Source organism: Streptomyces sp. bgisy100, from assembly GCF_057709105.1.
Window position 1 is genome coordinate 59,651 of sequence record NZ_JBYITE010000018.1, and the last position, 13,719, is coordinate 73,369.

Annotated in this window: 14 protein-coding genes; all 14 read left to right on the top strand. The window is 70.1% G+C overall.

Annotated features, from left to right (window positions below; translation table 11 throughout):
* Nucleotides 1-15: 15 nt before the first annotated feature.
* The 14 genes from prmC (at nucleotide 16) to AC3EQ1_RS15055 (ending at nucleotide 13,685) form a co-directional block, all read left to right on the top strand.
* Complete coding sequence (gene prmC, locus AC3EQ1_RS14990) at nucleotides 16-921, top strand: peptide chain release factor N(5)-glutamine methyltransferase (RefSeq protein WP_351509918.1); 906 nt, start codon at nucleotides 16-18, stop codon at nucleotides 919-921.
* 74 nt (nucleotides 922-995) lie between these two features.
* A complete protein-coding gene (locus tag AC3EQ1_RS14995; RefSeq protein WP_388851209.1) occupies nucleotides 996-1,643 on the top strand; it encodes an L-threonylcarbamoyladenylate synthase in 648 nt (215 codons plus the stop codon).
* Nucleotides 1,640-2,329, top strand: a complete 690-nt coding sequence (locus AC3EQ1_RS15000) for an arsenate reductase/protein-tyrosine-phosphatase family protein (RefSeq protein WP_432094802.1) — start codon at nucleotides 1,640-1,642, stop codon at nucleotides 2,327-2,329. Before AC3EQ1_RS14995 ends, AC3EQ1_RS15000 begins: the two co-directional genes overlap by 4 nt.
* 456 nt (nucleotides 2,330-2,785) lie before the next feature.
* Entirely contained in the window at nucleotides 2,786-4,078 is a 1,293-nt protein-coding gene (locus tag AC3EQ1_RS15005; RefSeq protein WP_432094803.1) for a serine hydroxymethyltransferase, read from the top strand.
* Nucleotides 4,079-4,204: 126 nt separating this feature from the next.
* Entirely contained in the window at nucleotides 4,205-5,578 is a 1,374-nt protein-coding gene (locus AC3EQ1_RS15010; protein ID WP_432094848.1) for an MraY family glycosyltransferase, read from the top strand.
* Nucleotides 5,579-5,855: 277 nt separating this feature from the next.
* Nucleotides 5,856-6,293: a Cg1360 family ATP-synthase-associated protein gene (locus AC3EQ1_RS15015; RefSeq protein ID WP_432094804.1), complete on the top strand. Its 438-nt coding sequence runs from the start codon at nucleotides 5,856-5,858 to the stop codon at nucleotides 6,291-6,293.
* Nucleotides 6,294-6,572: 279 nt separating this feature from the next.
* Nucleotides 6,573-7,373, top strand: a complete 801-nt coding sequence (gene atpB / locus AC3EQ1_RS15020) for a F0F1 ATP synthase subunit A (RefSeq protein ID WP_488187156.1) — start codon at nucleotides 6,573-6,575, stop codon at nucleotides 7,371-7,373.
* A gap of 78 nt (nucleotides 7,374-7,451) precedes the next feature.
* A complete protein-coding gene (locus AC3EQ1_RS15025; RefSeq protein WP_351509907.1) occupies nucleotides 7,452-7,703 on the top strand; it encodes an ATP synthase subunit c family protein in 252 nt (83 codons plus the stop codon).
* 42 nt (nucleotides 7,704-7,745) lie between these two features.
* The gene (locus tag AC3EQ1_RS15030) at nucleotides 7,746-8,288 is read left to right on the top strand and encodes a F0F1 ATP synthase subunit B (RefSeq protein WP_432094806.1); all 543 of its coding nucleotides are present in this window, start codon (nucleotides 7,746-7,748) and stop codon (nucleotides 8,286-8,288) included.
* Nucleotides 8,285-9,100: a F0F1 ATP synthase subunit delta gene (locus tag AC3EQ1_RS15035; RefSeq protein ID WP_432094807.1), complete on the top strand. Its 816-nt coding sequence runs from the start codon at nucleotides 8,285-8,287 to the stop codon at nucleotides 9,098-9,100. The genes AC3EQ1_RS15030 and AC3EQ1_RS15035 overlap by 4 nt, the downstream gene beginning before the upstream one ends.
* A 143-nt stretch (nucleotides 9,101-9,243) precedes the next feature.
* A complete protein-coding gene (gene atpA, locus AC3EQ1_RS15040; RefSeq protein WP_351509902.1) occupies nucleotides 9,244-10,815 on the top strand; it encodes a F0F1 ATP synthase subunit alpha in 1,572 nt (523 codons plus the stop codon).
* Between the two features lie 2 nt (nucleotides 10,816-10,817).
* Nucleotides 10,818-11,735 carry a F0F1 ATP synthase subunit gamma gene (locus tag AC3EQ1_RS15045; RefSeq protein WP_432094808.1) on the top strand — a complete coding sequence of 306 codons (918 nt, stop codon included), beginning with the start codon at nucleotides 10,818-10,820 and terminating at the stop codon, nucleotides 11,733-11,735.
* A 5-nt stretch (nucleotides 11,736-11,740) separates the two neighbouring features.
* On the top strand, nucleotides 11,741-13,183 hold the full coding sequence (gene atpD / locus AC3EQ1_RS15050) for a F0F1 ATP synthase subunit beta (RefSeq protein WP_432094809.1): 1,443 nt from the start codon (nucleotides 11,741-11,743) through the stop codon (nucleotides 13,181-13,183).
* A 124-nt stretch (nucleotides 13,184-13,307) separates the two neighbouring features.
* Nucleotides 13,308-13,685 carry a F0F1 ATP synthase subunit epsilon gene (locus AC3EQ1_RS15055; protein WP_351509896.1) on the top strand — a complete coding sequence of 126 codons (378 nt, stop codon included), beginning with the start codon at nucleotides 13,308-13,310 and terminating at the stop codon, nucleotides 13,683-13,685.
* The last annotated feature ends 34 nt before the right edge of the window (nucleotides 13,686-13,719 follow it).

Genomic DNA, 13,719 nt, shown 5'->3' on the forward strand with positions numbered 1-13,719 from the left:
TCGTCGGAGGACCGGATGTCGCAACAGTCCGGGGGGCACCACGACCCCCAGCCGCTCCGTCGTGAGCCGCACCCGCGCTCGGTGCTGCTCGCCGAGGTGGCGCAGGCCACCCAGCGGCTGGCCGACGCCGGCGTCCCCTCGCCCCGCTTCGACGCGGAGGAGCTGGCGGCGTTCGTGCACGGGGTGAAGCGCGGCGCGCTGCACGCGGTGTCCGACGCCGACTTCGACGCCCGTTACTGGGAGGCGGTGGCCCGCCGGGAGGCCCGCGAGCCGCTCCAGCACATCACCGGCCGCGCCTTCTTCCGCTACCTGGAGCTCCAGGTCGGCCCCGGTGTCTTCGTCCCCCGGCCGGAGACGGAGTCGGTGGTCGGCTGGGCGATAGACGCGGTGCGCGCCATGGACGTCGTCGAGCCGCTCATCGTCGACCTGTGCACCGGCTCGGGCGCCATCGCGCTCGCGCTGGCCCAGGAGGTGCCGCGGTCCCGGGTGCACGCCGTCGAACTCGACGAGGGGGCGCTCCGCTGGGCGCGCAAGAACGTCGAGGGCTCGCGGGTGCGGCTCCATCAGGGGGACGCCTTCAGCGCGCTCCCGGAGCTGGACGGCCAGGTCGACCTGGTGGTCTCCAACCCGCCGTACATCCCGCTCACCGAGTGGGAGTACGTCGCCCCCGAGGCCCGCGACCACGACCCCCAGCTGGCGCTCTTCTCCGGCGAGGACGGTCTCGACACCATCCGCGGCATCGAGCGCACCGCCCACCGGCTGCTGCGCCCCGGCGGGGTGGTCGTCGTCGAGCACGCCGACACCCAGGGTGGCCAAGTGCCGTGGATCTTCACCGAGGAGCGGGGCTGGGCCGACGCGGCCGACCACCCGGACCTCAACAACCGTCCGCGGTTCGCCACGGCGCGCAGGGCCACGCCGTGAGCGCGCCCCCCGCCGCGACAGCGGCCGGACGACAGCAGACCCAGCAGGAGCCCCGGAACAGGGAGGCCCGTTAGATGGCACGGCGTTACGACTGCACCGACGCGACCGATCGCAAAACCGGTCTGCGGGAAGCCGCCTCCGCCGTCCGCCGCGGCGAGCTGGTCGTGCTGCCCACCGACACCGTCTACGGCATCGGCGCGGACGCCTTCAGCTCCGAGGCCGTCGGCGACCTGCTGGCCGCGAAGGGCCGCGGCCGCCAGATGCCCTCGCCGGTCCTGGTGGGCTCCCCGAACACCCTGCACGGGCTGGTCACGGACTTCTCCGAGCAGGCCTGGGAGCTCGTCGACGCCTTCTGGCCGGGCGCCCTCACCCTCGTCGCCCGGCACCAGCCGTCGCTCCAGTGGGACCTGGGGGAGACCCGGGGCACCGTCGCCGTGCGGATGCCGCTGCACCCGGTCGCGATCGAGCTGCTGACCGAGTTCGGCCCGATGGCGGTCTCCAGCGCGAACCTCACCGGGCACCCGGCCCCGCAGGACTGCGACGCCGCGCAGGAGATGCTGGGCGACGCGGTCTCCGTCTACCTCGACGGGGGCACCACCCCGGCGGCCGTGCCGTCCTCGATCGTCGACGTCACCGGCACCGTGCCGGTGCTGCTGCGCGCGGGCGCGATCAGCGCCGAGCAGCTCCGGGAGGTCGTACCCGACCTCGAGGTGGCCAATTGACACTCCCTGAGGGGCGTGGCATAGCGGATCGTGGCGCGGCCGGTGCGGACGGCACCGGCGCCGCGCGCGGCACCTTCCGCATCCTCCACGTCAGCACCGGCAACGTCTGCCGCTCGCCGATCACCGAGCGGCTGACGCGGCATGCCCTCGCGGACCGCCTCGGCGAGCCCCTGGGCGCGCACGGCACCCGCGGCCTGATCGTGGAGAGCGCGGGCACCTGGGGGCACGAGGGGGCTCCCATGGAGGCGCACGCCGCCACCGTGCTCAGCGACCTCGGCGCGGACCCGGACGGATTCACCGGCCGGGAGCTCCTCGACGAGCACGTCATCCGCGCCGACCTGGTGCTGACGGCCACCCGCGACCACCGGGCGCAGGTCATCTCCATGGGCCACTCCGCGGGGCTGCGGACCTTCACGCTGAAGGAGTTCACCCGGCTGGTGCGCGCCATAGACCCCGCCACGCTGCCCGACCCGGAACCGGCGGGCGCGGTGGTGGACCGGGCGCGCTCCCTGGTCCGTGCCGCGGCGGCGCTCCGGGGCTGGCTGCTGGCCCCGAGCCCCGAGGCCGACGAGGTGTACGACCCGTACGGCGCGCCCATCACCTTCTTCCGCAGCATCGGCGAGGAGATCAACCAGGCACTGGACCCGGTGGTGACGGCGCTCACGGGCGTCTCCGCGCGGGGCTGAGGCGTCACCCGGGCGGAGACGGCTCCGAGGGGCGGTCTCCGCTGAGGGCCTGCGGCGACGACCGGGCTCACCGGTGTCCTCCTGCGGAGCCGGCGCGCCCCTGAGCGGTGCTTCCCGCTGAGCGCCCGCGGTCGACCGGCGGCCCTCATCGGCGTCCTCGTACGGAACCGACGCGTCCCCGTGTGCCCCTGAGCGGTGCTCCCCGCCGCGCACCTGCGGTGACGGCGCTCCGGTTCTACATTGGCTAGTGCTGTGACCGGGAAGGTCCGCCGGAGAGTTCACGGCGTCCGGGACCGGGTCGTCTCCCGAGGCGGCGGGGGAGCCGTCCCGGGCGGCGGGCCGTCCCGCCACCGGACGGCTCCGGCACCGCAGCGAGGTGCCGTACCGGGCGCGACGGGCGCCGGTGAGCCCTCCCGGCCCCGGCACCGGACCACCCCTCCATGCCCGGAGTCAGCCATGCCGGTCAGCACCGCGGACACCACACGCACCCACTGGGGCCCCGATTTCGACGCGCTGCGCCGCCAGGACCCCGAGCTCGCCGGGCTGCTGCTCGCCGAGCTCGAACGCCAGTCGGCCGGGCTCCAGCTCATCGCGGCGGAGAACTTCACCTCCCCCGCGGTGCTCGCGGCACTCGGCTCCCCGCTCGCCAACAAGTACGCCGAGGGCTATCCGGGCGCCCGCCACCACGGCGGGTGCGAGCTGGTCGACCTCGCCGAACGGCTCGCCGCCGAACGGGCCACCGCGCTCTTCGGCGCCCCGCACGCCAACGTCCAGCCGCACTCCGGATCCTCCGCCGTGCTCGCCGCCTATGCCGCCCTGCTGCGCCCCGGCGACACCGTGCTGGCCATGGCGCTGCCCCAGGGCGGTCACCTCACCCACGGCTCCCCGGCGAACTTCTCGGGCCGGTGGTTCGACTTCGTCGGGTACGGGGTGCACCCGGCCGGCCACCCGGAGGCCGGCGTGATCGACTACGCCGCGCTCCGCTCCCTGGCCCGCCGGCACCGGCCGAAGGCGATCGTCTGTGGCTCGATCTCCTACCCGCGGCACCCCGACTACGCCGCGTTCCGGGAGATCGCGGACGAGGCCGGCGCCGCGCTGATCGTGGACGCGGCGCACCCCATCGGCCTGGTCGCCGGGGGAGCGGCACCCAGCCCGGTGCCGTACGCCGATGTGGTCTGCGCCACCACGCACAAGGTGCTGCGCGGACCCCGGGGCGGTCTGCTGCTGTGCGGCGCCGGGCTCGCCGAACGGATCGACCGGGCGGTCTTCCCGTTCACCCAGGCCGGCGCCCAGATGCACACCGTCGCCGCCAAGGCGGTGGCCTTCGGCGAGGCCGCGACCCCCGCCTTCGCGGCCTACGCCCACCAGGTGGTCGCCAACGCGCGGGCGCTGGCCGACGGGCTCGCGGCGGAGGGGCTGGCGATCACCACCGGCGGCACCGACACCCACCTGATCACGGCGGACGTCGCACCGCTGGGCCTGGACGGGCGCACCGCCCGCGGCCGCTGCGCCGCGGCGGGGCTGGTGCTCGACACCTGCTCGCTGCCCTGCGGGGCCGCCCCGCCCGCCCCGGCGACGGGCATCCGGCTGGGCAGCGCCGCGGTGACGACCCAGGGGATGGGGGAGGCGGAGATGGCCCGGATCGCGAAGCTGCTCGGGGCGGCCCTGCGGGAGGACCCGGGGGCCGGGCCGGGCGCGGCCGAGCTGGCGGCGGCCTTCCCGCCGTACCCCGCGCCCGTGGCCGCGTAGTGGAGCGGCCGTGGAACCGTGGAGCCGGTCCGGGGTGTCCCACCTCATGTGCAGCCGTGTTCCGGCCACCCCGGCACCCCTCCCGCGAGAAGCTAGGGTGAGGGGCTGAGATGGCCAGCGAAACCCCTGGGGCAGCCCGTGCGTGAATACCTGCTGACGCTGTGCGTGACGGCCGCGGTCACCTATCTTCTCACCGGTCCGGTGCGCAAGTTCGCCATCGCGGCCGGTGCGATGCCGGAGATCCGCGCCCGTGACGTGCACCGCGAGCCGACGCCGCGACTCGGCGGCATCGCCATGTTCGGAGGGCTGTGCGCGGGTCTGCTGGTCGCCGCGCACCTCGCCGACGTCCGCAAGGTGTTCGAACTGTCCAACGAGCCACGGGCGCTGCTCTCCGGCGCCGCCCTGATCTGGCTGCTCGGGGTGCTGGACGACAAGTGGGGCGTCGACGCCCTGATCAAGCTCGGCGGGCAGATGATCGCCGCCGGCGTGATGGTGATGCAGGGTCTGACGATCCTGTGGATCCCGGTGCCGGGTGTGGGATCGGTCGCACTCACCCCGATGCAGGGCACGCTGCTGACCGTCGCCCTGGTGGTCATCACCATCAACGCGGTGAACTTCGTGGACGGTCTCGACGGCCTCGCCTCGGGCATGGTCTGCATCGCGGCGGCGGCGTTCTTCATGTACGCGTACCGCATGTGGTTCGGCTACGGCCTGGAGGCCGCCGCCCCGGCGACCCTGTTCGCGGCCATCCTGATGGGCATGTGCGTGGGCTTCCTGCCGCACAACATGCACCCGGCGCGGATCTTCATGGGGGACTCGGGCTCGATGCTGATCGGCCTGGTGCTGGCCGCGGGCGCGATCTCCATCACGGGCCAGGTCGACCCGGACGCCCTGAAGCTGTTCACCGGTTCGGAGCGGGCGGCGGTCCACGCCACGGTGCCGGTCTACATTCCGCTGCTGCTGCCGCTGACGGTGCTGATGGTCCCCGTCGCCGACCTGGTCCTGGCGATCGTCCGCCGCACCTGGAAGGGCCAGTCGCCCTTCGTCGCCGACCGCGGGCACCTGCACCACCGGCTGCTGGAGATCGGCCACTCCCACAGCAGGGCCGTCCTGATCATGTACTTCTGGTCGGCGCTGATCGCCTTCGGCGCGGTCGCGTACTCGGTCAACTCGGCCAGCGTGTGGATCCTGCTGGTGATCGTCGCGCTGAGCGCCCTGGGGCTGGTGCTGCTGTTGATGCCGCGCTTCACGCCCAAGGCCCCGCGCTGGGCCTACGCGTTCATCCCGCCGCGCTACCGCAGCGGCGGGGAGTCGACGGTGGCGGCGTCGGGGCCCGGAGCACTCGCCTCCGGCGCTGATCCGGCGGACGCCGCGGCCTCCGGAACGGCAGCCTCGGGCACCGGCGGGGTGGCGGAGCGGGGCGAGGCCGAGGAGCTCGCCCCGATGCCGGCGGGCGTGAACGGTGCCACAGCGATCGGTGCCCGCTCCCGCAACTGGTAACAAAAGGGACACGATGAAACCCGGACATGCTGCCCCTTAGCAGACATTCCAACGGGCGTCAGCTCATTGGTGCGCGGGTTAGCTCGTATGTGTGACGGGTAGCACACCGGCTAGGTAAAGACCTCATCAAATAGTTTGTGATACCGTTCACTAAACCCGGTGCTAGAGCAGAAGGACCGTCCCGCAACGGTCCGTTGCTGTGAGGTGCGCCCTCGGCCGGGCCCTACGCTCGTCCATGACGACACTCGTGCCCCCGTCTCCCGCCGGAGTTGCCGCCATGCCTGAGAACGACGCCCGCATGCTCCTACGAACTGCCGTGCCCACGGCCGCAGTCGGCGTGATCGCCGTCGTTGCCGGTTTCGTGCTGGCCGGTGGCAAGGGAGCTATCGGCGCGGCGGTCGGTGTGGTGGTGGTCTCCCTGTTCATGGGGATCGGACTGCTCGTTCTGCAGCGGACCGCGCGCACCTTCCCTCACCTGTTCCAGGCCATGGGCCTGTTGCTCTACACGACGCAGATTCTGCTGCTCTTCGTGTTCATGGCCGTGTTCAAGAACACCACGCTGTTCAATCCCCGGGCCTTCGCGATTGCGCTGATCGCCGCGACGCTGACCTGGGTCGGAGCACAGGTGCGTGCCCACATGAAGGCCAAGATCCTCTACGTCGAGCCCGAGTCCGCCGAGAGCCGGAAGTCCGAGCCGACAGGGTCGACGGCGTGACAGGTAGGGCCGGAATAAACACGGGCCTGAGCGCCTGCTATCGTCCGGTGCCAACTGCGGCATCGCGGGCGCAGGCGGCTGAGTCCCCCACTTTCACGGGATGGAACCGGCAGCCCATGCAGCTGATGCCTTTCAGGCCACTCGGCCCGGTGCCGACCAGCCGCCCTCACATTCGTAAGACCAGTCCAGTGCCGACCCGCGGCTCCGTGCCGTGCCGACACAACGAGGTTGCCGTACCCATGCGCCACGCTGAAGGAGCTCGCGGTGAGTGCTGACCAGATGCTCGCCTTCGAGACCGATTGCCACATCTTCGACGGGTGCGGCTTCAATGAAGTGTCCCCTGGCCTGCACTCCTTTGTCTTCAAGCCGATGTTCGAGGCAGGCGGCATCGAGTTCAACAAGCCGATGCTGCTGGCGCTGTTGAGCACGATCATCGTGGTCGCGTTCTTCTGGGCGGCGTTCAACAAGCCGAAGCTCATCCCCGGCAAGCTGCAGATGGTCGGCGAGGCCGGTCTCGACTTCGTCCGGCGCAGCGTGGTCTACGAGACCCTCGGCAAGCGTGAGGGCGAGAAGTACGTCCCGCTCATGGTCTCGCTGTTCTTCCTGATCTGGATCATGAACCTCTGGGCCATCATTCCGATCGCCCAGTTCCCCGCGCCCTCGATCATCGGATTCCCGGTCGCGTTCGCGGCGATCGTGTATGTGCTGTGGGTCAGCCTGACCTTCAAGCGGCACGGCTTCGTCGGTGGTCTGAAGAACATTGGCGGCTACGACAAGTCGCTCGGCCCGGTTCTTCCCGTGGTCATGGTGATCGAGTTCTTCTCGAACCTGCTGATCCGGCCGTTCACCCACGCGGTGCGGCTCTTCGCGAACATGTTCGCCGGTCACGTCCTGCTGCTGATCTTCACCGTTGCCAGCTGGTACATGCTCAACGGCATCGGCATCGCCTACGCCGGCGTCTCGTTCGTCATGGTCATCCTGCTGACCGCCTTCGAGCTCTTCATCCAGGCGCTGCAGGCATACGTCTTCATCCTCCTGGCCTGCAACTACATCCAGGGTGCTCTCGCCGAGCACCACTGATCAGCAGCCAGCTCCCAAACCCGATAGGCGTCCGGTGGCCAACCCCCACCGGTCCGTGAAAGAGAAGGAAGAATCGGCATGTCCGCTCTCCAGACCCTCGCCGCAGACGCTGTCCAGATCAAGGGCAACCTCGGTTCGATCGGCTACGGCCTCGCGGCGATCGGCCCCGGCGTCGGCGTCGGCATCATCTTCGGTAACGGCACCCAGGCGCTGGCCCGTCAGCCCGAGGCCGCCGGTCTGATCCGTGCCAACCAGATTCTCGGCTTCGTCCTCTGTGAGGCGCTCGCGCTGATCGGTCTGGTCATGCCGTTCGTCTACCCGTACAAGTAATCGCGGCGTACGTTCCCGCCCGATTCGACGAAAGGCATTGATGTGAGCGCTCTGGTCCACCTGGCGCAGGAGGAGCAGAACCCCCTCCTCCCGGCGATCCCAGAGATCGTCATCGGCCTCCTCGCCTTCGCGATCGTCTTCTTCTTCCTCGCCAAGAAGCTCCTCCCGAACATCAACAAGGTTCTGGACGAGCGGCGCGAGGCCATCGAGGGCGGGATCGCCAAGGCCGAGGAAGCCCAGACCGAGGCCCAGGAGGTGCTCGAGCAGTACAAGGCTCAGCTCTCCGAGGCACGGCACGAGGCTGCCCGTCTGCGCCAGGAGGCGCAGGAGCAGGGTGCCGCGCTCATCGCTGAGATGCGTGCGGAAGGCCAGCGGCAGCGTGAGGAGATCATCGCTGCGGGTCACACCCAGATCGAGGCCGACCGGAAGCAGGCCGCTCAGGCGCTGCGTCAGGACGTGGGCAAGCTCGCCACCGACCTGGCCGGCAAGCTCGTGGGCGAGTCCCTCGAGGACTCCGCCCGGCAGAGCCGCACGATCGACCGCTTCCTCGACGAGCTCGAGGAGAAGGCCGAGGCCACCCGATGAATGGAGCGAGCCGCGAGGCACTGGCCTCCGCACGTGAGCGTCTCGACGCGCTGACGGACAACACGTCCGTCGACGCCGCGAAGCTCGCCGAGGAGCTGGCCGCCGTCACGAGGCTGCTCGACCGCGAGGTGTCGCTGCGCCGGGTCCTCACCGACCCGTCGCAGTCCGGTGAGGCCAAGGCGGAGCTGGCCGCTCGGCTGCTGGGCAGCCAGGTCGGCGGCGAGACCGTCGACCTGGTCTCCGGCATGGTCCGCTCCCGCTGGTCGCGCTCCCGTGAGCTGGTGGACGCGCTCGAGGAGCTGGCGGACATCGCCGACCTCGTCGCGGCCCAGCGGAGCGACGCCCTGGACGACGTCGAGGACGAGCTGTTCCGGTTCGGCCGGATCGTCGCCTCGGCGCCGGAGCTGCGGGCCGCGCTCACCGACCGGGTCGCCACCGTGTCCGCCAAGGCGGAGCTGGTGCGCACCCTGCTCGGCGGGCGTGCCAACCCGGTCACCGAGCGTCTCGTGGTGCGTCTTGTGACACATCCGCGGGGCCGTAGCCTGGAGGGAGGGCTCGACGCCCTCTCCAAGCTGGCCGCGGAGCGCCGGGACCGCATGGTCGCGGTCGTCACCACGGCCGTGCCGCTCAGTGACGGGCAGAAGCAGCGCCTCGGCGCCGCCCTCTCGAAGCTGTACGGCCGCCCGATGCACCTGAACCTCGACGTGGACCCCGAGGTCCTCGGCGGGATCCAGGTCCGTGTCGGCGACGAGGTCATCAACGGGACCATCGCGGACCGCCTCGAAGAGGCGAGTCGGCGGATGGCCGGCTGACGGTCACCAACTCAAAAGCAGCTGTAGAAAACGTACTGTTAGCGGCCCGAGTTGGGCCGTAGTCGCAGTGACATCTCGGGGGGTGACACCCCCGTACCCCCCAGAGAACACTTCGGGCCCAACAAGGAGAGCAGGGAACCCAGATGGCGGAGCTCACGATCCGGCCGGAGGAGATCCGGGACGCGCTGGAGAACTTTGTCCAGGCGTACAAGCCGGACGCGGCCTCGCGCGAGGAGGTCGGTACGGTCAGCGTTGCCGGCGACGGCATCGCGAAGGTCGAGGGCCTTCCCTCGGCCATGGCGAACGAGCTGCTGAAGTTCGAGGACGGCACCCTCGGTCTCGCCCTCAACCTCGAGGAGCGCGAGATCGGTGCGGTCGTCCTCGGCGAGTTCAGCGGTATCGAGGAGGGCCAGCCGGTCACGCGCACCGGTGAGGTCCTGTCCGTGGCCGTCGGCGACGGCTACCTGGGTCGCGTCGTCGACCCCCTCGGCAACGCGATCGACGGCAAGGGCGAGATCGAGACCGAGGGCCGCCGCGCCCTCGAACTGCAGGCCCCGGGCGTCATGGCCCGTAAGTCGGTGCACGAGCCGATGGAGACCGGCCTCAAGGCCGTCGACGCCATGACCCCGATCGGCCGCGGCCAGCGTCAGCTGATCATCGGCGACCGCCAGACGGGCAAGACCGCCCTGGCGATCGACACGATCATCAACCAGCGCGACAACTGGCGTTCCGGCGACCCGGACAAGCAGGTCCGCTGCATCTACGTCGCCGTCGGCCAGAAGGGCTCCACCATCGCGTCCGTGCGCGGCGCGCTGGAGGAGGCCGGTGCCCTCGAGTACACGACGATCGTCGCCGCCCCGGCGTCCGACCCGGCCGGCTTCAAGTACCTCGCCCCCTACACCGGCTCGGCCATCGGCCAGCACTGGATGTACCAGGGCAAGCACGTTCTGATCGTCTTCGACGACCTCTCGAAGCAGGCCGACGCCTACCGCGCCGTCTCCCTGCTGCTGCGCCGCCCGCCGGGGCGTGAGGCCTACCCGGGTGACGTCTTCTACCTGCACTCCCGCCTCCTGGAGCGCTGCGCCAAGCTCTCCGACGAGATGGGCAAGGGCTCGATGACCGGTCTGCCGATCGTCGAGACCAAGGCGAACGACGTGTCGGCGTTCATTCCGACCAACGTCATCTCCATCACCGACGGCCAGTGCTTCCTGGAGTCCGACCTGTTCAACGCGGGCCAGCGCCCGGCGCTGAACGTGGGTATCTCGGTCTCCCGTGTCGGTGGCTCCGCGCAGCACAAGGCCATGCGGCAGGTCTCCGGCCGTCTCCGTGTGGACCTCGCCCAGTACCGCGAGCTGGAGGCGTTCGCCGCCTTCGGTTCCGACCTGGACGCGGCCTCCAAGGCGTCGCTGGAGCGCGGTAAGCGCATGGTCGAGCTGCTGAAGCAGGGCCAGTACGCGCCGTTCTCCACCGAGGACCAGGTCGTCTCCATCTGGGCCGGCACCACCGGCAAGATGGACGACGTGCCGGTCGGGGACATCCGCCGCTTCGAGCGGGAGCTCCTCGACTACCTGCACCGCGAGCACAAGGGTCTGCTGACCAGCATTCGCGAGGGTGCGAAGATGTCCGACGACACGCTGCAGGCGCTGGCCGACGCGATCGCGAGCTTCAAGAAGCAGTTCGAGACCGCGGACGGCAAGCTCCTGGGTGAGGGCTGAGTATGGGCGCCCAGATTCGCGTCTACAAGCGCCGGATCAAGTCCGTCACCGCCACGAAGAAGATCACCAAGGCGATGGAGATGATCGCCGCCTCCCGCATCGTCAAGGCGCAGCGGCAGGTGGCGGCCTCCACTCCGTACTCCCGCGAGCTGACGCGCGCGGTGACGGCGGTGGCGACCGGCTCCAACGACAAGCACCCGCTGACCACCGAGGCGGACCGCCCGGTCCGCGCCGCGGTCCTGCTCATCACGAGCGACCGCGGTCTGGCCGGCGGCTACTCCTCCAACGCCATCAAGGCGGCCGAGGCGCTGACCCAGCGCCTCACCGCCGAGGGCAAGGAGGTCGTGCCGTACATCGTCGGACGCAAGGGTGTGGCCTACTACAGCTTCCGCGAGCGCAAGGTCGCGGATTCCTGGACGGGCTTCACCGACAGTCCGACGTACGCGGACGCCAAGAAGGTGGCCGCTCCGCTGATCGAGTCCTTCGTCGAGGACACGGCCGAGGGCGGCGTGGACGAGCTCCACATCGTCTTCACCGAGTTCGTGTCGATGATCACGCAGCAGCCGGTGGACAACCGTCTGCTGCCGCTCAGCCTCGACTCGACGGAGGAGAAGCCGGAGAGTGGTAAGGACGAGATCCTTCCGCTGTTCGAGTTCGAGCCGTCGGCGGAGGACGTCCTCGACGCCCTGCTGCCGCGGTACGTCGAGAGCCGGATCTACAACGCTCTGCTGCAGTCGGCCGCTTCCGAGCACGCCGCCCGCCGCCGTGCGATGAAATCGGCGACCGACAACGCCGAAGATCTCATCAAGTCGCTCACGCGGCTTGCCAATGCGGCCCGCCAGGCCGACATCACCCAGGAAATCAGCGAGATCGTCGGTGGCGCGAGCGCCCTGGCCGACGCGACCGCGGGGAGTGACTGACAACTATGACCACCACTGTTGAGACGGCCTCGGCGACGGGCCGCGTCGCGCGGGTCATCGGCCCGGTCGTCGACGTGGAGTTCCCCGTCGACGCGATGCCGGAGATCTACAACGCACTGACCGTCGAGGTCGCCGACCCGGCCGAGGACGGCAAGCTCAAGACCCTGACCCTCGAGGTTGCGCAGCACCTCGGTGAGGGCGTGGTCCGCGCAATCTCCATGCAGCCCACCGACGGTCTGGTCCGCCAGGCCTCGGTGACCGACACCGGCGACGGCATCACCGTCCCGGTCGGCGACTTCACCAAGGGCAAGGTGTTCAACACCCTCGGTGAGGTGCTGAACGTTCCCGAGGAGAACGGCAACGAGTCCGAGCGGTGGGCGATCCACCGCAAGGCTCCGGCGTTCGACCAGCTCGAGTCCAAGACCGAGATGTTCGAGACCGGCCTGAAGGTCGTCGACCTGCTGACCCCGTACGTCAAGGGCGGCAAGATCGGTCTGTTCGGTGGTGCGGGCGTCGGCAAGACGGTCCTCATCCAGGAAATGATCATGCGTGTGGCCAAGCTGCACGAGGGTGTCTCCGTGTTCGCCGGTGTCGGTGAGCGCACCCGTGAGGGCAACGACCTCATCGGTGAGATGGAGGAGTCCGGCGTTCTGGACAAGACCGCGCTGGTCTTCGGCCAGATGGACGAGCCCCCGGGCACCCGTCTCCGCGTCGCGCTGGCCGGTCTGACCATGGCGGAGTACTTCCGCGATGTGCAGAAGCAGGACGTGCTGTTCTTCATCGACAACATCTTCCGCTTCACCCAGGCCGGTTCCGAGGTGTCCACCCTGCTCGGCCGCATGCCGTCCGCGGTGGGCTACCAGCCGAACCTCGCGGACGAGATGGGCCTCCTGCAGGAGCGCATCACCTCGACCCGTGGTCACTCGATCACCTCGATGCAGGCGATCTACGTGCCGGCGGACGACCTGACCGACCCGGCCCCGGCGACCACCTTCGCGCACCTCGACGCGACGACGGTGCTCTCCCGGCCGATCTCGGAGAAGGGCATCTACCCGGCGGTGGACCCGCTGGACTCGACGTCCCGCATCCTGGACCCGCGCTACATCGCGCAGGAGCACTACGACTGCGCCTCGCGCGTCATCGGGATCCTGCAGAAGTACAAGGACCTCCAGGACATCATCGCGATTCTCGGTATCGACGAGCTGGGCGAGGAGGACAAGCTGGTCGTCCACCGCGCCCGTCGTATCGAGCGGTTCCTGTCGCAGAACACCCACGCGGCGAAGCAGTTCACCGGTGTGGACGGTTCGGACGTGCCGCTCGACGAGTCGATCGCCGCGTTCAACTCGATCGCGGACGGCGAGTTCGACCACTTCCCGGAGCAGGCCTTCTTCATGTGCGGTGGTCTCGACGACCTCAAGAAGAACGCCAAGGAGCTCGGCGTCTCCTGAGCCTCGTGCTCGAACGGTGTCAGGGGCGGGCCCGCCCCGCCCCTGACATCCGCGCCCGTTACTCTTGACACCCCAGTCCTTTACTGGACGCCTGCCACGGCAGGCGGAGACCCGAGGAGCCACGTTGGCTGCTGAGCTGCACGTCGAGCTGGTCGCCGCGGACCGCAGTGTCTGGTCCGGCGAGGCCACCCTGGTCGTCGCACGTACCACATCGGGTGACATCGGCGTCATGCCCGGCCACCAGCCGCTGCTCGGTGTGCTGGAGTCCGGCCCGGTGACCATCCGTACGAGTGGCGGCGGTACTGTCGTCGCGGCGGTGCACGGCGGATTCATCTCGTTCGCCGACAACAAGCTTTCCCTGCTGGCGGAGATCGCCGAGCTGGCGGACGAGATCGACGTCGCCCGTGCGGAGCGCGCCCTGGAGCGAGCGAAGTCGGACACGGACGCCGCCGCCGAGCGGCGCGCCGAGATCCGGCTGGTCGCGGCGACGGGCAGCCGCTGACGCCCGGCGACACGACACCCTCCCCCGGACCCGG